Raw genomic sequence first — 18676 nt, 5'->3', positions numbered from 1 at the left:
CCGAGCTAACGCTGTAACTGCCGCTCCGTTTTTTTTTTCAAGCAGAAGACGGCTTACGAGATTCATGAGCGTCTCGTGGGCTCGGAGATGTGTATAAGGGACAGCATGGTCGTCAGCGCCTTCCCGCGCGTGGGGATGGGGAAGCCGTCCACTTCGCGGACGGTGTCGTCGACCCGGTGGCCACCGAGGCCCTGGAGATAGCGCCCCGGGAACGCCTCCCCCAGGGCGCGCTCCGCCATCGCCATGGCGAGCGGCTCCCGAAAGGCGATGTTGGCGATGCCGGACGCGACGACGATGCGCCGCGTCGCCCCGAGCAGCAGCCACGCCTGCCCCACCGTGTCCCTCCCGAACGCCTCCCCGTACCAGAGCGCCCCGTACCCCAACTCCTCGATCTCCGCGGCCGCTTCACGTACCCGCCCGGCGGGGTGCCCCTCGAAGTCGAAGGTCCATATCCCCGCGCGTCCCGGCGAACCGGTCATCCCGCACTCCCCTGAGCTCATTCCAACATCCGTCATCCGTCATCCGTCATCTGCCATCGGCCATCGGCCATCCGGAGAACCTCTCCGGATCTGATCCCGGCGCTACGATACGGAGAAGTTCTCCGTATAGCTAGCCCCGGCCGACCGGAAGGCTCCGCGCGGGAGGAGAGGATGGGGCCATGGCTGACGACGACACCAAGGCACGCGGGGCCGCGAGGCAGCCCCGCGCGGACGCGCGCAGGAACCGGGAGCGGATCTTGGAGGCGGCGCGGAAGGCGTACGCGGAGGCAGGCCCCGAGACGTCGCTCAACGAGATCGCCCGCCGCGCGGGCGTGGGCCCGGGCACGCTCTACCGACACTTCCCCAGCCGTGCCGCGCTCCTGACGGCGGTGCTCGAGGACCGCGTGGAGACACTGTGCGGCCGCACCGAAGAGCTCCTGGCCGCGGACTCCGCAGACGACGCCCTGGATGACTGGCTCCGCGCGTTCCTGGCGCACGCGCGCGTGAACCAGGGCCTGGGCGGCGCCTTGCTGATCGAGGAGCTGGAGACCCCGGACGCTCTGGGCTTCGACTGCCACCAGCGCATCCGCGACACGGCATCGAGCCTGCTGACCCGGGCCCAGACGGAGGGCACGGCCCGCAAGGACCTGCTCCCCGCCGACATGGTCCAACTGGTGGTGGGCATCGCCGTTTCGACCCCCCACTCAGAAACGGACCCCGCCCAGCCGGAACGCCTCCTGGCCCTGACTTTGGATGCGATCCACGCCGCCTGACGCCCTCCCCTGGATACGGGCCACGCATCTTGGCGGGTACGCGGCAGCCAGCCCCCTCACTCCCGCCAAGACCAGCCTGCTCACCCCCGCCAAGACCCGGCGGCAGCCGCCCGTACGCGGTCGTACGTGAAACCCAGAGCACCGTGTACGACCAGCAGCACACCGGCCACGACCCATCCCCCGCTGCGCCGCCGCAGGCCCCACGCCGCGAGCGGCACCCCGGTCGCCATCTGGACGGCAGCCAGGGCGCGAGCCCGCGGACCCCGCAGCCATGGGCCGAAGCGTCCCCGCTCGACCACGTCCAGCTCCGCACGCACCGCGTCCCGCCACCCCGACCACTCGACCTCGCGGACGCCCGGCAGCACGTGCGCCACCGCCCGCAGACGGTCGGCCGGCTCTCCGGGGCCCAGTCCGGCCGGCAGCGTCACGCCCGCCCGGGTCAGCACGGCGAGCAGGCCCAGGAGCCGCGCCCGCGCGTCCGCCTCCGAGTCGGGGCTCCCCAGGGAGTCCAGGGCCTGCATGTCCAGGACGGGGTCAAGGCCGAGCCGGGCGGCGAACGTCCGCATCGCCTCGGCCTCGCCGACGGGTGTCCCGTTCGCCAGCCATACGTACCCGACCGTGCGGCGGAAGCCCGCCGCGAGGATGTAGCCGGAACGTTCGGAGTCCCACCACAGCGCGAGCACCGGCCAGGGCGCCCCGACGGCGAGCGCGGTCGCCCACCCCGTGAGCACCCGGTCCACGGGTTCGTCCCCGTGCACCCAGGGCTTGCCCTCGGGCACGAGCACGCTCCAGTCGCGCCCCGCGGGAGCGAGCAGTATCCGCTCGCGCAACAGCCGGGCGGCGGGCTCGACGACGTCGGGTTCGGCCCGGCAGAGCAGCAGCGCACCGGCGTCGGCGCGCGCAGAGGCATCGGACGACATGGCACCACGCTAGGACAAAACACCGCATTCGGCGCAGAGGATCCGGTACCAACCGGGCGCCGACCCCTCGCTCACGCACCCCAGCTCGTATCGCGATCAGTCTTGACTTTCCCGATCCGCGATATATCGTGTGTAGCAGAGACGCGATATGGCGCGTTCTGTCCGGAGGAGGTCAGCCCGATGTCAGAGTGGTCCGTCGCCGAGCCCCAGAAGCTCACCTTCGACGCCCCCGTGACGACACTCCATGTCCGCGTCGTCAACGGAACGGTGAACGTCGTGGGCACCGACGAAGTTTCCGCGCGCCTGGAGGTCTCCGAGATCGAAGGGCCTCCACTGACCGTCACACAGTCGGACGGCACCCTCTCCGTCGCGTACGACGACCTGCCCTGGAAGGGCTTCCTCAAGTGGCTCGACCGCAAGGGCTGGCGGCGCAGCGCGGTGGTCTCCCTGGCCGTCCCCGCGGGCACCCGTGTCGAGGTCGGCGTCGTCGGGGCGGGCGCAGTGGTCTCGGGCATAGAGGGGCGCACGGCGGTCAAGGGCGTCACGGGCGACACCACTCTGGTCGGCCTCTCGGGCCCGGTCCGCACCGACACGGTCTCCGGGAACGTGGAGGCGCAGGGCATCACCGGCGACCTGCGGTTCAACTCGGTCTCCGGCGACCTGACCGTCTTCGAGGGGGCGGGCTCCTCCGTTCGGGCCGAATCGGTGAGCGGCTCCATGATCGTGGACATCGACCCGGCGGGCGCCCCGACCGACATCGGCCTGACGAACGTATCGGGGGAGATCGCGATCCGGCTGCCCCACCCGGCGGACGCGGAGGTGGAGGCGAACACCGCGAGCGGCGCCGTGTCCAACGCGTTCGAGGATCTGCGGGTCAGCGGACAGTGGGGGGCGAAGAGGATCACCGGCCGGCTCGGCTCGGGCAGCGGAAAGCTGAAGGCGACGACGGTCTCGGGCTCCATCGCGCTGCTGCGCAGGCCGCCGATGGAGGAGGACCCGATGGGGGAAGATCCGTACGGCGAGGCCGCACCGGCCACGTCTCCGACGGACACCCCTCCGGCGGACACTCCCCCGACCGACACCCCCGGGGCCGACGACGCCACCCCGAGCGACGCCACCCCGAACGACACCGCTCCGAGCGACGCCGCCCCGAACGACAAGAAGGTGCTTTGAGATGGCCCCCGTGTTCGCCCACGGCCGACTGCGCCTGTATCTGCTGAAACTCCTCGACGAGGCCCCGCGCCACGGCTATGAGGTGATCCGCCTCCTGGAAGAGCGTTTCCAGGGTCTGTACGCACCTTCGGCGGGCACGGTCTACCCGCGCCTGGCGAAGCTGGAGGCCGAGGGCCTGGTCACGCACACCACGGAGGGCGGCCGCAAGGTCTACTCCATCACGGACGCGGGCCGTGCCGAACTGGCCGACCGCAGCGGCGAACTGGCCGATCTGGAGCTGGAGATCCGCGAGTCGGTCGCCGAGCTCGCCGCCGAGATCCGCGACGGCGTCCGCGGCGCGGCGGGCGAGCTCCGCCGCGAGATGCGCGCGGCCGCGGAGGAGGCCCGCGCATCGGACGGCAAGGGCGCCAAGAACGGCGCCGATGCCAAGAGCGGCACCGGCGGCAAGGCCTTCCCCGACCCCTCCGACTTCTTCGACGGCTCCTGGGGCGACAGCAAGGAGAGCTGGCGCCAGGCGAAGGAGGAGTTCAAGCGCGCCAAGCAGGAGTGGAAGGAGCAGGCGCGCCGCGCGAAGGACGAGACCCGCAGAGCCCGCGAGGAGGCCCAGCGCGCCCGCCGCCAGGCCCAGGACGCACAGGACCGGGTCCGCGCCCAGGGGCAGGAGGAGATACAGCGCATCGCGCGGCTCGTCCAGGACCAGGTGCAGGACCACTTCACGCGCGGCGACTGGCCCACGGGGGTCCGTGAGGGCCTGTCGGAACTGGCCAAGGAGTTCGGCGAGTTCGGAAAGGACTTCGGGAAGGACTTCGGCAAGGAGTTCGGGAAGGGGGCCGGGAAGGGGTCCGGGAAGGGGTCCGGGAAGGGGTCAGGCGCGGCGAAGACGTCCGGCCGCGAGGGCGCCGGGCCCGCCGCCGAGGAGCCCAAGTTCACCGTGGAGCGCGAGGACGCGGTCCCCACCGAGTACGTCCCCGACTGGTCCCACGAGGACGGCACCGGCAACCCCGCCCGCGACCTGGACCGCCTGCTCGACCGCTTCCGCGACGACATCCGGGACGCGGCCCGGGACCACGGCGTGACGGAGGACCAACTCCGCGACGCCCGCCGCCACTTGTCCGCGGCCGCGGCCCACATCGGCGCGGCACTGCGCACCCCGAAGGCCTGACGGCCGAGCGGGGCCCGGAGCGCTCCGGGCCCCGCTCAGTTACTCGGCTACTCGGCTACTCAGTCACTCGGCACCGCAACTCCTACACGGGCCCGTCGGCACCAGCCCCGTCAGCCTTGCCGACCCCGTCAGCCCCGTCAGCCCCGTCACCGAACAGCACCCGCTGCACCGACTCATGGGTCACCCCATGGTCCGCGAGCACCTCGCCGACAGCGCCGGGGCGGACGGTGAGGGCGAGCAGGATGTGCTCGTCGCCGATGCTCCGGTCGCGGCGGGCGGTGGCGATGCGCAGCGACTTCTCCAGGGTGTCCTTGGCCTCGCGGGTGAAGGACCGATGCCCGGCCCACGCCCGCAAGCCCCTGCCGCCCCTGCCGCCCTTCCCGCCGCCGGCCAACGCGCCGACGCCATGGGCCTCTTCGACCCGCGAGACGATCTCGGACACATCGACGCCGAGCCCCGCGAGCGCCTCCGTGTCGGCCTGCGAGAGGCCGCCGCGGCGGCGCGTCTCGCTCAGCGCCCGTTCGATCGACGCCCGGCGGCGTGTAGCCCCGAGCGAGGCCAGGGCGAAGGACGCCCGGCTGGCCTCGCGGTCGAGCAGCGCGAGCAGCATGTGCCCGTCGTCGATGACGTCGGCGTCCGTCCGCCCGGCGTGCTCGACCGCGCCCTCGACCACGGCGCGGGCATCCTTCGTGAACCGCTCGAACATCACTGCCTCCCGTACTTCTTGTGCACGGCCTGCCTGCTCACTCCGAGCTCCGCGGCGATCTCCTGCCACGACCAGCCCTGCCGGCGCGCACTGCGCACCTGCACGGCCTCCAGCTGCTCCACCAGCTTCCGCAGCGCGGTGACGGCTCGCAGCCCGACTCGTGGATCACGGTCACCCGCACGCTCGGCGAGATCCGTTGCTTCGGTCATGCACGTCAACTTACGTTGACAGGGAGGGAGTGTCAACCATGGTTGACAGAGACGGGTCGGTCAGAAGACTCAGACCTCGAGCACGATCTTCCCGAACTGACCGCCGGACTCCATCCGCTCGAAGCCCTCGCGCGCCCGGTCGAGCGGCAGCACCTCGTCGATGACGGGACGTACGCCCGTGGCGGCGCAGAAGGAGAGCAGGTCCTCCAGCTCGTCCTTGGACCCCATCGTCGAACCGACGATCTTCAGCTCCAGGAAGAAGACCCGCGTCAGCTCGGCATGCGAGGGCCGGTCGCCGCTGGTCGCACCGGAGATCACCACGGTGCCGCCCGGCTTGAGGGACTTGATGGAGTGCGACCAGGTCGCCGCGCCCACCGTCTCGATGACGGCGTCCACCCGCTGCGGAAGCCGCGCACCGGACTCGACGGCCTCCACCGCCCCCAGCTCCAGGGCCCGCTTCCGCTTGGCCTCGTCCCTGCTGGTCGCGAAGACCCGGAGCCCCGCGGCCTTGCCCAGCACGATCGCGGCCGTGGCGACACCGCCGCCGGCGCCCTGGACGAGGACCGAGTCACCGGGACGCACCCCGGCGTTGGTGAAGAGCATGCGGTACGCGGTGAGCCAGGCGGTCGGCAGACAGGCCGCCTCGGCGAACGACAGTTCCTTCGGCTTCGGCAGCAGATTCCACGTGGGGACGGAGACCTGCTCGGCGAAGGTCCCCTGATACTTCTCGGTCAGGATCGAGCGGCCCTCGCGGGGCCCGACCCCGTACCCCGTCTGCCCGATGACGGAATGCAGGACGACCTCATTGCCATCCTCGTCGATCCCTGCGGCGTCACAGCCGAGGATCATCGGCAGCTTGTCGTCGGCGAGACCGACCCCGCGCAGGGACCACAGGTCGTGATGGTTGAGGGAGGCGGCTTTGACGTTCACGGTCGACCAGCCGGGGCGCGGATCGGGGGCGGGACGCTCCCCCAACTCGAGGCCACTGAGCGGCTGGTCACGGTCGATGCGGGCGGCGTAGGCGGCGAACATGAGCCGACGATAGGCCGGGGGCCTGCCGGTGCGTAAGCAGGTACGGCTGTGACACGCGACGCGCCCCGTGCCGTACGCGGGACGTACGGAACGGGGCGCGGTCAGACCTTCACTCGCACCGCTCAGCGGCGGGCGACACCCTCGGCACGAGCCGCAGCGGCAACCGCCGCGGTGACCGCGGGCGCGACACGCTCGTCGAACGGCGAGGGAATCACGTAATCGGCGGACAGCTCATCGCCGACCACATCGGCCAGCGCGTTCGCCGCGGCGATCTTCATGCCCTCGGTGATCTGCGAGGCCCGCACCTGGAGCGCGCCGGCGAAGATGCCGGGGAAGGCCAGCACGTTGTTGATCTGGTTCGGGTAGTCCGAACGCCCCGTCGCGACGACAGCCGCGTACTTGTGGGCGACGTCCGGATGCACCTCGGGGTTCGGGTTGGCCATGGCGAACACGAACGCGTTCTGCGCCATGGAGGCGACCGCCGGCTCCGGGACGGTGCCGCCCGAGACGCCGATGAACACGTCCGCACCCGCGAGCGCGCTCTCCAGCGAACCGCTGAGCCCGGCCTTGTTGGTGATCTCCGCGAGCTCACGCTTGACCGGGGTGAGGTCCTCCCGGTCCCGGCTCACGACGCCCTTGCGGTCCGCGACCGCCACATCGCCGATGCCCGCCTCGAGCAGGAACTTGGCGATGGCGACACCGGCCGCTCCCGCGCCGGAGATCACGCCACGCAGATCACCGAGCGTGCGCCCGGTCAGCTTCGCCGCGTTCCGCAGCGCCGCCAGCGTCACGACGGCCGTGCCGTGCTGGTCGTCGTGGAAGACGGGAATGTCGAGCCGCTCCTGGAGCTTGCGCTCGATCTCGAAGCAGCGCGGGGCCGAGATGTCCTCGAGGTTCACGCCGCCGAAGGACGGGGCGAGCCGCACCACGGTCTCGACGATCTCGTCCGTGTCGGTCGTCGCGAGCGCGATCGGGACCGCGTCGACGCCACCGAACTGCTTGAAAAGAATGGCCTTGCCCTCCATCACGGGGAGGGAGGCCTCGGGACCGATGTCACCGAGACCGAGCACGGCCGTACCGTCGGTGACGACGGCCACGACGTTCGACTTCCATGTGTAGTCGTTCACCAGCTCCGGCTGCTCGGCGATCGCGGTGCACACTTTCGCGACGCCGGGCGTGTACGCCAGGGACAGGTCGTCCTTGTCCCGCACGGGCACGGTGGCCTGCACGGCCATCTTGCCGCCACGGTGCAGCGCAAACGCCGGATCGAAGGAATCGACAAGCTCGCTGTCGCCTTCGTGACCCGTACTGCTGTCGCTGCGAGGATTGACGATCTCCGCTGCCACTTGTCTTACCCCTTAAGTCTTAAATCATCAGTTGAGGGTGTCCACTCCTGGTTGAGAAGTGGGCGGGCACCGCGTCTGTTCCCCGCCTGTCGGCGGAGGGAGGTACAGACACGCGGGCGCGCCGCACACGCGCCCTGGGCCCCGGATGAGGGGTGTAAAGAGCCTTTCTACCTGAAAGCGCCGGGCACGGGCGAGTGGGATTGGTTACCCACCGCAGCCCCGGTCCTTGTACTGATCCAACAAGTCCCTTGTCCTGAACCGGCAAGTAGGGGCGCCGGACCCGTGTCCGAATTTCCCGAATAACGCCTTCCGGTGGTCCACATGCCGAGATTCACGGAAAATCTCACATAGTGGCACTTGGTCACCCAGTCGGTACGGCCGTGATGTACGGGTCTTTCGGGGTTCGGGGATCGCCCGTTATCCGATTTTGACATCTCCAGCACCCAGAATCGGACGGTCCGAATGGCAAGATGCCGTCATCACACGAGGTCGCGACACCCGAAGGTGTGTGCACGACCGCTCGGCAACTCCCTCATCCGCCGGAGGACCCTCATGACCGCACGCTCCATCTGTCGTACGACCGCACGGAACTCCGCGAGGTCCCGGATGGCCGCGGTCGGCGCGATCGCGGTCGCCGGCGCGCTGCTGCTGACCGGCTGCGGCGACCAGACCAACTCGGGGAAGGCCGATGGCGGCAAGGAGAACAGCGCCCCGCTGTTCGACAAGCTGCCGAAGAAGATCCAGGACAAGGGCGTCATCAACGTCGGCACGGACGCCCAGTACGCCCCCATGGAGTTCGAGGAGGGCGGCAAGATCGTCGGCATCGACCCCGATCTCGCCGCCGCGCTCGGCAAGGAACTGGGCGTCGAGTTCAAGTTCACGTCGGGCACCTTCGACGGCCTGATCAGCTCGCTCAACTCGGGCCGCCAGGACATCGTCATGTCCGCCATGTCGGACACCAAGAAGCGCCAGCAGGGGCTGGACGACAAGGGCAAGAAGGTCGGCTCGGGCGTCGACTTCGTCGACTACTTCACGTCGGGCGTCTCGCTCCTCGTGAAGAAGGGCAACCCCGAGGGCATCAAGACGATGGACGACCTGTGCGGCAAGAAGGTCGCCGTGCAGCGCGGAACCATCTACGAGGACACCTTCAAGGCGCAGTCGAAGAAGTGCGAGAAGGACGGGAAGAAGGCTCTCGACATCGGCGCCTTCGAGAACGACGCCGAGGCCCAGACCCGCGTCAAGTCCGGCGGTGCGGTCGCCGACCTCAACGACTCCCCCGTCTCCCAGCACATCGCCAAGACGGCGGGCGGCGGCAAGGACTTCGAGGTCACGGGCGGCATCACGGATGCCGGGCCGTTCGGCATCGCCGTCACCAAGGAGAACAAGCAGCTCCGTGACGCCCTCAAGTCCGCGCTCGACGCGATCATCAAGAACGGCGAGTACGACAAGGTCCTGGCCAAGTGGCAGGTCGAGGACAGCGCCGTCAAGAAGGCCACCATCAATGCCGGCAAGTGAACGTCAAGCACCGTTGAAGGGCAGTCAACGTGACTGACAAGTTCGACAAGCCGGCCGACGGCACCTCGCCGAAGGACGAGCCGAAGGACGAGCCGACCTCCGCACCGGTCGGCACACAGCTCCCGCCCGAGGCCATCAAGGCCATCCCCGTTCGCCACTACGGCCGCTGGGTCAGTGGCGTCGTGGTGCTCGCCCTCCTGGCCCTGCTGATCTACGCGTTCTCGCAGGGCAACGTGAAGTGGGACACCGTCGGAAGCATGATCTTCGACGACCGCATCATGAAGGGCGCGGGCCGCACCCTGCTGATCAGCGTCCTGTCGATGATCATCGGCTTGGTCCTCGGTCTCGTCTTCGCCGTCATGCGGATGTCGAAGAACCCGGTGACCAGCGGCGTCGCCTGGCTCTACATCTGGTTCTTCCGCGGCACTCCGGTCTACGTACAGCTGCTGCTGTGGTTCAACCTGGCGCTGATCTTCCCCGTCTTCAACATCCCGTTCATCTACAAGGACGAGATGACGGACGTCATGACGCCGTTCATGGTCGCCCTGCTGGGTCTCGGCCTCAACGAGGGCGCGTACATGGCGGAGATCGTCCGGGCCGGCATCCAGTCGGTCGACGAGGGACAGACCGAAGCGGCCCACGCGCTGGGCATGACGAGCACGAAGACCACGCGCAGGATCGTGCTTCCGCAGGCCATGCGCGTGATCATCCCGCCGACGGGCAATGAGTTCATCAACCTCCTGAAGACGTCCTCACTGGTGACGGTGGTCACCTATGTGGATCTGCTGCGGGCGGCGACAGTGATCGGCTCGACGTCCTTCGCGGTCATGGAGATGCTCTTCGTCGCGTCCGTCTGGTATCTCGCGATGACCAGCGTCTTCAGCGTCGGTCAGTACTACCTCGAACGACGTTACGCAAGGGGGTCGTTGCGCCAGCTCCCGACCACCCCCTGGCAGAAGGTGAAGGCGAACATGCTGTCTCTCGGCCGTCCCAAGGGAGGCGCGGCATGAATGCCATGGTGAAGGCCGAAGGCGTCCACAAGTCGTACGGTCACGTGAACGTGCTCAAGGGAATCGACCTGGAGGTCGCCCCCCGCGAGGTGTTCTGCCTCGTCGGCCCGTCCGGCTCCGGCAAGTCGACCTTCCTGCGCTGCATCAACCACCTGGAGCAGATCAACGCCGGACGGCTCTACGTCGACGGCAGGCTGGTCGGCTACCGGCAGAAGACGAGCAAGCCGAAGCGGGGCAAAAAGGATGCCGCAGCGCAGCCTGTCACCAAGCTCTACGAGCTCAAGGACAGCGAGGTCGCGCTGCAGCGCCGGGACATCGGCATGGTCTTCCAGCGCTTCAACCTGTTCCCGCACATGACGGCGCTCGAGAACGTCATGGAGGCGCCGATCCAGGTCAAGAAGGAGACCAAGGCGACCGCGCGTGCGCGCGCCGAGCGGCTCCTCGACCGGGTGGGCCTCAGCGACAAGGCGAAGAACTATCCGTCGCAGCTCTCCGGCGGCCAGCAGCAGCGGGTGGCGATCGCCCGCGCCCTGGCCATGGAACCGAAGCTGATGCTCTTCGACGAGCCGACTTCGGCGCTCGACCCGGAGCTGGTCGGCGAGGTCCTGGACGTGATGGGCGACCTCGCGGAGTCCGGCATGACGATGATCGTCGTCACGCACGAGATGGGCTTCGCCCGCGAGGTCGGCGACAACCTCGTCTTCATGGACGACGGCGTGGTCGTCGAGTCCGGTCACCCCAGGGACGTACTGACGAACCCTCAGCACGAGCGCACCAAGGGGTTCCTCTCCAAGGTCCTCTGAGTAGTCGGGTTTGCCGGTGTATAGCCGGTGTATGGCGTGTGTATGGCGCCGTGTATGCGGGGCGGCCCGATCATCGTTGCGGCGGTGATCGGGCCGCCCCGTTCGTTTCCCCCCACTCCCCCCACGGAGGACTACACATGGCAACCATGCGGAAGGCGCTGGTCGTCGTGCCACTGGCGCTGGCCGTCCAGTTCGGTTCGATCAGCGATGCCGGGGCGGTGAACAGGCACTGGACCAGCAAGAGCTACTACTCCACCACCTCTCACTACTCGAAGGCCCTGAAGAGGTGCATCACCGTCCACCTCACGGGCAAGCTGCAGTTCCGCTGGTGGCGGAAGATTCCCAACTCCCAGCACAAGGACATCTGGATCGACCGGGTGCGCCTGAGCAAGCCGCGCATGGGAATCATCGCCCGCACCAACTGCCACCGCGACGGCCGTCCGGCAAAGCTGACCAAGGCGTCGCTGTCCCAGCGGTTCTACGACTCGAAGTGCGAGCGGACCACCTCCGTCTCGGCCACCATCCCCTTCGCCGTGGGCCTCTCGACCACGAAGAAGTGCGGAAAGTTCCGGGTCGCGAAGCGTTCGTCCACGTACGGCGCCAACGACTACAACTACTGGCAGAACAACAGCGGCCGACCGGTCACCTTCAAGCCGGACGGGCTGAGCGCCAAGCCGTACAAGGGTCACAAGAGCGTGTGCGTGCGGGCCGACGCGGTCGTCGTCGCGTACCGGAGCAACGAATCGGACTCCTTCAGCAGGCACGACAAGCTCTGCGTGGCGGCGTTCAAGTAGGCCGTCATGTAGTCACGTCATGCAGGCGCTGACCTGGCAAGTAGGCCTCTGTCACTGACTTCTGAGGTTCTGTCACTGACACGTAATGAGGTCCGGGGCAGGGCAACCGTTCCGCCCTCGTCCCCCATCTTCAGTGGGAACCGACTACTGATCATGGGGGACGTTTCGTGAGGTTCTTGTACTTGGGGCCCGCTCACATAGAGGTCGACTCGGACAGGCCCGCGGTTTTCCGGCGCCGAAAGCCACAACTGCTGCTTGCCGTCCTGTTGATGCGGCGCGAGCGCGCCGTTCCCACCCGCGAACTTGTCCAGGAGCTCTGGGGAGACGCCCCGCCGGCGTCCGCGCGGGCCAATCTGCACTCGTATCTGTCCAGTCTCCGCGCCGTCCTCGCGGGCTCCGGCGCCGCGCGACTCCACTCGGGCCCCGGCGGCTACAGCATCGATCTGCGCGGGGACGAGCTCGACGTGGCGGAGTTCGAGCAGCTCACATCGCGGGCCCGGGCGGCCGCCCGCGAGGGCCGCCCCGGGCAGGCGGCGGAGCTGTTCGCGGCGGCGCTCGGCCTGTGGCGCGGCGACGCGTTCGCCTGCATGGACGCCACCCGGCTGCTGCGGGCCGAGGCGGACCGGCTCGAGGAGCTGCGGCTCACGGTGCAGGACGAGACCATGGACGCCCACCTCGCCGACGGGGCGCACGCCCAGGTCATCGGAGAGCTCCGCCAACTGGTGCGGGAGCAGCCGTTCCGTGAACACCGTTGGGGCAGGCTGATGTTGGCCCTGCACAGGTCGGGCCGCACCAAGGAAGCCCTGGACACCTACCGTGCGCTGCACTCGCTGCTCGACGCCGAGCTCGGCGTGGCGCCGACCAGCGAACTGCGCCTGCTGCACCAGGCCGTCCTCTCCCGCGATCCGGCGATCGCGGTGGCACAGCGCCGGCGCCAGAGCCCCGCACCCGTCTTCATGTGACGCGGTTGCTTCAGGACGCGGCCACTACTTCAGGCCGAGCACCATCGCATCCGACGGCGAAGCCCACACCGTCCGCGCCTCGCCGAAGCCCGCATCGCGCAGGGTCCGTGCGTGCCACTCCGGCGGCGGGGTGTCGCCGTCGGCGTGCTCACCGTAGATCTCGAACCGCTTGGCGGTGGGCTCGGCGAGGACGGGGTCCTTGGCTGCGAGGTCCCACCAGTCCTTCCAGTCCAGGGCGCCCTGCGCCTTGGCGGCGTCCATGCGCGCGTGCCGCTGGGCCCGGTCGGCGGCGTTCAGGCGCGGGGTGGCCGGGTCGGGCATGTGGTCGGCGTTGAGGAAGACGCCGCCCTCGCGCACGACGCCCGCGATCTGCCCGTACAGCGTGGTGAGCGGCTCGCTGTGCAGCCAGTGCAGGGCGGTGGCGGTGAGCACGGCGTCGTACGCGTCGTACGGGAGCTGAGCCGCCCAGTCCGGGTCCTTGAGGTCGGCGGTGACGAAGGTGACCCGGTCGTCCCCGGCGAAGGTGCCCTCGGCGATGGCGAGCAGCGCGGGGTCGAGGTCGACGCCCGTACTGACGGCGTTCGGGAACCTCTTGAGCAGCCGGTCCGTAATACTCCCCGTACCGCACGCGAGGTCGAGCACGCGCGGTTCGGGGCCGACGGTGGCCTCGACCATGTCGAGCATGACCCGGAACCGCTCCTCGCGGTCGGGCAGATACCACTCCTGCTGCCGGTCCCAGCTGTCCTGCCAGGCACGCCAGTCGGTCGCGGGCGCGGTTTCCGTCATCAGAACCCCTCCAGTACGTAATACGCTCTCGTAATACCCTCGAAGCATGCGCAGCCGTTACTCACGCCCTCACGAAGATAGCCCGCCCCGGTAAGGACTACAAGTGGAACTGGCCTATTACTCGGACTACGCCGTACGTCTGGTCAACAGCGAGGAGCCGGGTCGCAACAAGGACGCTCTGACGACGGTCGAGGCGGTCCGCGAGCTCTTCGGCGCCAACCAGCAGGCGGCACGTCGCGCCACGGACTCCGACGTCACCCGCTTCCGCTCGGTGCGGGCCAGGCTCCGCGCGGTCTTCGAAGCGGCCGACGGGGGCGACGAGACGCTCGCCGTGGACCTGCTGAACTCACTGCTCCTGGAGTTCCCGGTGAGCCCGCAGATCTCCGGCCACGACCACCGGGACGACGACGGCCGCCCGCTGTGGCACATGCACCTGGCGGACCACCCCTCGAACGCGACCGCCGGGTACGCCGCGATCGCCGCGATGGGCCTCGCCTTCCACCTCACCGAGCACGGCGTGGACCGCCTTGGCCTGTGCGAGGCGGCGCCGTGCCGCAACGCCTACCTCGACACCTCGACCAACCGCTCCCGGCGCTACTGCTCGGACCGCTGCGCGACCCGCGCCAACGTCGCCGCCTACCGGGCCCGCAAGCGCTTGGAGACGGAGCGGTCGGACAGCACGGGCCGCGCGGCCGACACGGCCCAGCGCACCAGCGCGAACGGGGAACGCTGAGCGGACTTGAGCTGGGGCGGGCGGTAGCGGAACCACACCTTCCCCAGGACGAGCTCCTCGGGCACGGTGCCGTAGTCCGTGCTGTCCCCGCCCGCGAACGCGTTGTCCCCGAGCACCCACCAGCCGCCGTCGCGCCGCTCGGCGGCCCGCTTGACGACCAACAGGTCCTGCTGGAACGGGTGCCGGAGCACGACGACGTCCCCGGCCCGCACCCGCGCGCCCCACTGCACCACAAGCCGGTCACCGTGGTACAGCGTGGGCACCATCGACGGCCCGGTCACCTCAGCGGCGCCCAACGGCAAGATGGCCCTTCTCCGTTCGCTCTCCTGCGACAGCTCCGGCATCTCCGGCACCTCCCCGGTCCTATCCTCCACCAGTCCCAGTCTGACCCTGGACTTTTGTCCTAAGCCCATGGGGGCACTCGCGAAAACCCGTCTCTCACGGAGTAATGTCCCACCTGAGAAGACGATCACGAGGAAGGACAGCTACATGCTTTCCCGCCTGTTTGCCCCCAAGGTGAAGGTCAGCGCCCACTGCGACCTGCCCTGCGGCGTGTACGACCCGGCCCAGGCCCGCATCGAGGCGGAGTCGGTCAAGGCAGTCCAGGACAAGATGGCCGCCAACGACGACGCGCAGTTCCAGACGCGCGCCGTCGTCATCAAGGAGCAGCGCGCAGAGCTCGCCAAGCACCACGTCTCGGTGCTCTGGAGCGACTACTTCAAGCCCCCGCACTTCGAGAAGTACCCGGAGCTGCACCAGCTGGTCAACGACACCCTCAAGGCCCTCTCGGCCGCGAAGGCCTCGTCGGACCCGGCCACGGGCCAGAAGGCGCTGGACTACATCGCCCAGATCGACAAGATCTTCTGGGAGACGAAGAAGGCCTGACCCCTGGCGGTCAGCCCCTTTTTCGCGCATACGAGAGCACCCGGCATCCGCGCGGAGCCGGGTGCTCTCGGCGTTCCGTCAGCTCCGAACCGCCGCGAGACCCTTCACCAGGTCCTCGGCGTTCATGATCGGGTTGATCTCGATCTCCGCGCCCAGCTCGAAAAGCGGCTCCGCGATCGCCGGCATCTCCGGGCTCTCCTGCATGTCGAAGACGAAGGTGCAACACCTCTTGCCATCACTGGGGCCGAAGTACGCGGCCTCGGGCTTTATGCGTGCCGACATCTCCTGCATGATCTTGGGCAGTGTGCCGTTCTTGACCGCCTCGTTCGCGATCTGGGTGTCCAGGCGCGCTCTCAGCATGACCCTCATGGCACTCACTCCTCCCTCCCAGGATCCCGCCGTACGCCCCGCCCCGCATCCGCTGCCGTCAGCGCACGCGTGCGCAGCGCGAGGAGCGCGCCGGTGCGGAACGTCGGATCGGTGAGCCGTACGCCGAAGAGCTCGTCCAGCCGGCGGAGCCTGCCGCGCACGGTCTGCGGGTGGATGCCGAGGGCGTCGGCGACCTCGGGTGCCGTGCGGCCCCAGGACGCGAGGAGCGCCTCCAGGGTCTCCGCGAGCCTGGCGGCCTTCCCCGGCGGCAGCCCCTTGAGGACGTCGGTCACGCGGTCCGCCATCAGCCGCCCGATGGGGGCGCCGGACAGCAGCTGTACGTCGAGCAGGTGGTCGGCGGCCGCGAGCAGTTCGCCCCGGGGGGCGTCGAGCCTGCGTCGGTGCTTGAGGGCGAGCCGCGCGCAGTGCGAGGAGAGCCAGGCGTCGCCGAGCGCGACCGTGGGACCGATGGCCGCCGCGTGATCGCGTACCGCCGCCCGCAACCGGTCCACGCGGCCGCCGTCCTCCGGATCGGGGACGACCAGGAGCAGTTCACCGCCTCTGGGCAGGATCAGTACGTCCTCGTCGAGACCGGCGGCGAGCACCTGTCCGCCACCGCCCGCCTGCCGCATCACCAGACAGGCCACCGCTTCGGGAAGCCGCCAACTCGCCTGCTCGGCAAGGGCGGTGAGCGATTCGCCGCGGGGGTCGGCCGACTGCTCGAGGAGGTGCGCGGCCAGTGCCCTGCGGCTGCGCTGGGTCCGTCCGGTGGCGCGGGCCCGGGCCGCCGCATGGCCGCGTACCGCGAGGTCGGCCATCGCGGCGGTGTGCACGAGCACGGCCTCGGTGACGGCGAGGCCGGCCTCCGGCGGCAGGGCGGCCTCCTGCGCGAGCGCGCCGTACCGGCGGCAGGCGACACGGGCGCCGGTACGGTACGCGGCCTGGATCCCGTCCGTGCTGCGGCCGTTGAGGAACTCGAGGCGGCCAAGGCGCTGGAAGAAGAGCTCATGGTCACCCTGCGGCGCTTCCGGGTCGTCGATGAGCTCCACGAACTGGCGCATGGCGCGATGCACGGCGGCCGTCACGTCCCGGCCCACGGCGGATCCGGTCGGCTGCTGGTAGACGCGTACGTCACGGCGGATCAACGTGAGCATCTCCGCGGCGATCTCCTCGATGCGCGGCCGCAGTACGTCGGCGAACGCCTCGGGGATCTCATGCCACGGCCGGCGGGAGAACGTACCCACGGTGCTCTGCACAGCCATCTCCTCCCCTCCTCCCCCGCCGACGAGCGGTTACCGATCGGTAAGTCTGCGGGGGCGCGGGTGCCACGGTCCAGCCCTGTGACGTACGGGCCTCACGAGGGCTCACGGGCGTGAGTGGCCGGGGCGCGAAAGTGTCATCCGGGTTCAGGGTTTCGGCGCCCGGCGGCCCGGCCCGTGGCGTGCGCCCGGCGGCTGAACCAGCGTGAGGCGTCCGGCGTTACGCGCCGGTAACCCGAGTCCGTCCCGCAGGGAAATGAAGTCCGTCCCGCAGGGAAGTGAAGTCCGTCCCGCATGGAAGTGAAGGGTGAGAGCCGCATGTCCGTCAGCACCCGCAACTCCCGCAGTACCCGCAACTCCCCCCAGCACAGGGCCCGTCCGTTGCGCCGCCGCCTCGTCGCCGCAGTCTCCGGGATCGCCGCCGCCGTCAGTCTCGGCGCGTTCGGCATCGTGACGCACCAGGCCACCGCGACACCGGCCGGGTCCTCCGCGACACCGGCGGCGTCCGAAGCCGACGAGCAGGTCGGCCCGCCCCAGAAGACCTTCGCCGAAGCGACCGCGTACGCGCTCACCCACCCGGCGGCCGTGCCGACCGGCGCGAACGACTGGGCGTGCACGCCGAGCGCCGAACACCCCAGGCCGGTCGTCCTGGTGCACGGCACCTTCGAGAACCGCTATATGAACTGGGCCGGTCTCGCCCCGAAGCTCAAGGACGCGGGCTACTGCGTCTACGCGCTCAACTACGGCGGCAAGGAGGGCGGACTCCTCCAGGGCATCGGCGACATGGCCGAATCCGCGGCACAGCTCTCGGCGTTCGTCGACAAGGTACGTGAGCGGACCGGGTCCTCCCGGGTCGATCTGGTCGGCCACTCCCAGGGAGGTGGCGTGATGCCGCGCCACTACATCAAGAACCTGGGCGGCGCCGCCAAGGTCGACAAGCTCGTCGCGCTCTCCCCCAACAACCACGGCACCACGCTCTCGGGCCTCGCCACACTGGCCAAGGCCATACCCGGCGCCGGGGACCTCACCGGTGCGGCCTGTCCCGCGTGCATGCAGCAGACGACCGGCTCCGACTTCGTCACGGCGCTCAAAGAGGGCGGCGAGACGGACCCGGCCGTCGACTACTCGGTGCTCGCGACCAGGACGGACTGGGTGGTGACGCCGTACACCTCGTCCTACCTGGCCGACGCGGACAACGTCACCCAGAGCAAGCTCCAGGACCACTGCCCGCTGGATCTGACCGAACACCTCGGCCTCAGCTACAACAAGACCGCGACGCGCTTCGTCCTGAACGCCCTCGACCCGGCCCACGCGGAGAAGCTCACCTGCTGACGTCCGCTCACTCGACGACCCGCAGCACGATCTTCCCCTGGATGTGGCCGCGCTCCGCCCGCTCGTGCGCCTCGGCCGCGGCGCTCAGCGGGAAGACGGCGTCCACCCCCACCAGGACCCGCCCCGCGTCCAACAGCACGGCGAGCTCGGCCAGTTGAGTCCCGGACGACCGCACCTGCCAGCCGCGGACCGTGACGCCGAGGGACTGCGCGCGCTCGCGGTGGTACTCGCCCAGGAAGACCGGGTCGATGTGTCCGCCGCGCCGCATCACCGGCAGGAACCGGTGGCCGTCCGGGCCTCCGACCGTGTCGATGAGGAGATCGACATCACGTACGGCGTCCTCGGCGGGCGTCTTCGTGTAGTCCACGAAGACGTCGACGCCGAGGCCCTTGAGGAACGCCTCATGGCGCCCCGACGCCACCCCGATC

General features: G+C 69.5%; 21 protein-coding genes and 1 pseudogene. 11 read left to right on the top strand and 11 right to left on the bottom strand.

Annotation, left to right across the window (positions count from 1 at the left end):
* Positions 1-104: 104 nt before the first annotated feature.
* A pseudogene (locus E2651_RS27995) lies at positions 105-479 on the bottom strand (LLM class flavin-dependent oxidoreductase); the annotation flags it as partial.
* 179 nt (positions 480-658) lie between these two features.
* Between E2651_RS27995 and E2651_RS27990 the strand changes: the two are divergent.
* Positions 659-1252, top strand: a complete 594-nt coding sequence (locus E2651_RS27990; RefSeq protein WP_135334017.1) for a TetR/AcrR family transcriptional regulator — start codon at positions 659-661, stop codon at positions 1250-1252.
* Positions 1253-1332: 80 nt separating this feature from the next.
* Here the strand turns inward: E2651_RS27990 and E2651_RS27985 are convergent, their stop codons facing one another.
* Positions 1333-2172, bottom strand: a complete 840-nt coding sequence (locus tag E2651_RS27985; protein ID WP_135334016.1) for a hypothetical protein — start codon at positions 2170-2172, stop codon at positions 1333-1335.
* A 180-nt stretch (positions 2173-2352) separates the two neighbouring features.
* Between E2651_RS27985 and E2651_RS27980 the strand changes: the two genes are divergently transcribed.
* Together E2651_RS27980 and E2651_RS27975 are read left to right on the top strand one after the other, a co-directional pair.
* Positions 2353-3345 (top strand): DUF4097 family beta strand repeat-containing protein, encoded by a 993-nt coding sequence (locus E2651_RS27980; RefSeq protein ID WP_135334015.1) that lies wholly within the window; start codon positions 2353-2355, stop codon positions 3343-3345.
* Between the two features lies 1 nt (position 3346).
* Positions 3347-4507: a PadR family transcriptional regulator gene (locus tag E2651_RS27975; RefSeq protein ID WP_135334014.1), complete on the top strand. Its 1161-nt coding sequence runs from the start codon at positions 3347-3349 to the stop codon at positions 4505-4507.
* Between the two features lie 82 nt (positions 4508-4589).
* On the opposite strand, the gene E2651_RS27970 is transcribed toward E2651_RS27975, so the two are convergent.
* From E2651_RS27970 to E2651_RS27955, 4 genes are all read right to left on the bottom strand, one after another.
* Positions 4590-5213, bottom strand: a complete 624-nt coding sequence (locus E2651_RS27970; protein ID WP_135334013.1) for a Clp protease N-terminal domain-containing protein — start codon at positions 5211-5213, stop codon at positions 4590-4592.
* Positions 5213-5422 carry a helix-turn-helix domain-containing protein gene (locus E2651_RS27965; RefSeq protein ID WP_135334012.1) on the bottom strand — a complete coding sequence of 70 codons (210 nt, stop codon included), beginning with the start codon at positions 5420-5422 and terminating at the stop codon, positions 5213-5215. Before E2651_RS27965 ends, E2651_RS27970 begins: the two co-directional genes overlap by 1 nt.
* Positions 5423-5491: 69 nt before the next feature.
* Positions 5492-6454 carry a zinc-binding dehydrogenase gene (locus tag E2651_RS27960; RefSeq protein WP_135334011.1) on the bottom strand — a complete coding sequence of 321 codons (963 nt, stop codon included), beginning with the start codon at positions 6452-6454 and terminating at the stop codon, positions 5492-5494.
* 122 nt (positions 6455-6576) lie between these two features.
* Positions 6577-7800, bottom strand: a complete 1224-nt coding sequence (locus E2651_RS27955) for an NADP-dependent malic enzyme (RefSeq protein WP_135334010.1) — start codon at positions 7798-7800, stop codon at positions 6577-6579.
* Between the two features lie 552 nt (positions 7801-8352).
* On the opposite strand from E2651_RS27955, the gene E2651_RS27950 reads away from it, so the two are divergent.
* The 5 genes from E2651_RS27950 to E2651_RS27930 all read left to right on the top strand — a co-directional run bounded on the left by E2651_RS27950 (position 8353) and on the right by E2651_RS27930 (position 12884).
* Positions 8353-9315, top strand: coding sequence for an ABC transporter substrate-binding protein (locus E2651_RS27950; protein ID WP_135334009.1), 963 nt, complete (start codon positions 8353-8355; stop codon positions 9313-9315).
* A 134-nt stretch (positions 9316-9449) separates the two neighbouring features.
* Positions 9450-10325 (top strand): amino acid ABC transporter permease, encoded by an 876-nt coding sequence (locus tag E2651_RS27945; protein WP_245239281.1) that lies wholly within the window; start codon positions 9450-9452, stop codon positions 10323-10325.
* Complete coding sequence (locus tag E2651_RS27940) at positions 10322-11128, top strand: amino acid ABC transporter ATP-binding protein (protein ID WP_135334007.1); 807 nt, start codon at positions 10322-10324, stop codon at positions 11126-11128. The genes E2651_RS27945 and E2651_RS27940 overlap by 4 nt, the downstream gene beginning before the upstream one ends.
* Positions 11129-11265: 137 nt before the next feature.
* Positions 11266-11922, top strand: coding sequence for a hypothetical protein (locus tag E2651_RS27935; RefSeq protein ID WP_135334006.1), 657 nt, complete (start codon positions 11266-11268; stop codon positions 11920-11922).
* Between the two features lie 269 nt (positions 11923-12191).
* Positions 12192-12884: an AfsR/SARP family transcriptional regulator gene (locus tag E2651_RS27930; protein ID WP_135334005.1), complete on the top strand. Its 693-nt coding sequence runs from the start codon at positions 12192-12194 to the stop codon at positions 12882-12884.
* Positions 12885-12908: 24 nt separating this feature from the next.
* Here E2651_RS27930 and E2651_RS27925 read toward each other — a convergent pair whose 3' ends face one another.
* Complete coding sequence (locus tag E2651_RS27925) at positions 12909-13670, bottom strand: class I SAM-dependent methyltransferase (RefSeq protein WP_135334004.1); 762 nt, start codon at positions 13668-13670, stop codon at positions 12909-12911.
* 103 nt (positions 13671-13773) lie between these two features.
* Here E2651_RS27925 and E2651_RS27920 point away from each other — a divergent pair, with 103 nt between their 5' ends.
* Positions 13774-14403, top strand: a complete 630-nt coding sequence (locus E2651_RS27920; protein WP_135334003.1) for a CGNR zinc finger domain-containing protein — start codon at positions 13774-13776, stop codon at positions 14401-14403.
* Here E2651_RS27920 and sodX read toward each other — a convergent pair.
* Positions 14307-14747: a nickel-type superoxide dismutase maturation protease gene (gene sodX / locus E2651_RS27915; protein ID WP_135334019.1), complete on the bottom strand. Its 441-nt coding sequence runs from the start codon at positions 14745-14747 to the stop codon at positions 14307-14309. The genes E2651_RS27920 and sodX overlap by 97 nt on opposite strands.
* Before the next feature lie 145 nt (positions 14748-14892).
* On the opposite strand from sodX, the gene sodN reads away from it, so the two are divergent.
* Positions 14893-15288 carry a superoxide dismutase, Ni gene (gene sodN / locus E2651_RS27910; RefSeq protein WP_135334002.1) on the top strand — a complete coding sequence of 132 codons (396 nt, stop codon included), beginning with the start codon at positions 14893-14895 and terminating at the stop codon, positions 15286-15288.
* 78 nt (positions 15289-15366) lie between these two features.
* On the opposite strand, the gene E2651_RS27905 is transcribed toward sodN, so the two are convergent.
* Together E2651_RS27905 and E2651_RS27900 are read right to left on the bottom strand one after the other, a co-directional pair.
* On the bottom strand, positions 15367-15657 hold the full coding sequence (locus E2651_RS27905) for a hypothetical protein (RefSeq protein WP_167828911.1): 291 nt from the start codon (positions 15655-15657) through the stop codon (positions 15367-15369).
* A gap of 5 nt (positions 15658-15662) precedes the next feature.
* The gene (locus E2651_RS27900) at positions 15663-16919 is read right to left on the bottom strand and encodes a PucR family transcriptional regulator (RefSeq protein ID WP_135334001.1); all 1257 of its coding nucleotides are present in this window, start codon (positions 16917-16919) and stop codon (positions 15663-15665) included.
* 315 nt (positions 16920-17234) lie between these two features.
* On the opposite strand from E2651_RS27900, the gene E2651_RS27895 reads away from it, so the two are divergent.
* A complete protein-coding gene (locus tag E2651_RS27895; RefSeq protein WP_135334000.1) occupies positions 17235-18248 on the top strand; it encodes an alpha/beta fold hydrolase in 1014 nt (337 codons plus the stop codon).
* A 7-nt stretch (positions 18249-18255) separates the two neighbouring features.
* On the opposite strand, the gene E2651_RS27890 is transcribed toward E2651_RS27895, so the two are convergent.
* Positions 18256-18676: zinc-binding dehydrogenase (locus E2651_RS27890; protein WP_167828910.1), on the bottom strand; the 421-nt coding region annotated here is incomplete at its 5' end.

Origin of the sequence: Streptomyces sp. MZ04, assembly GCF_004684775.1 — a bacterium.
Classification (GTDB): Bacteria; Actinomycetota; Actinomycetes; order Streptomycetales; family Streptomycetaceae; genus Streptomyces.
Note: the sequence above shows the minus strand (reverse complement) of the source record. Positions and strands in the feature narration are given on the sequence as shown.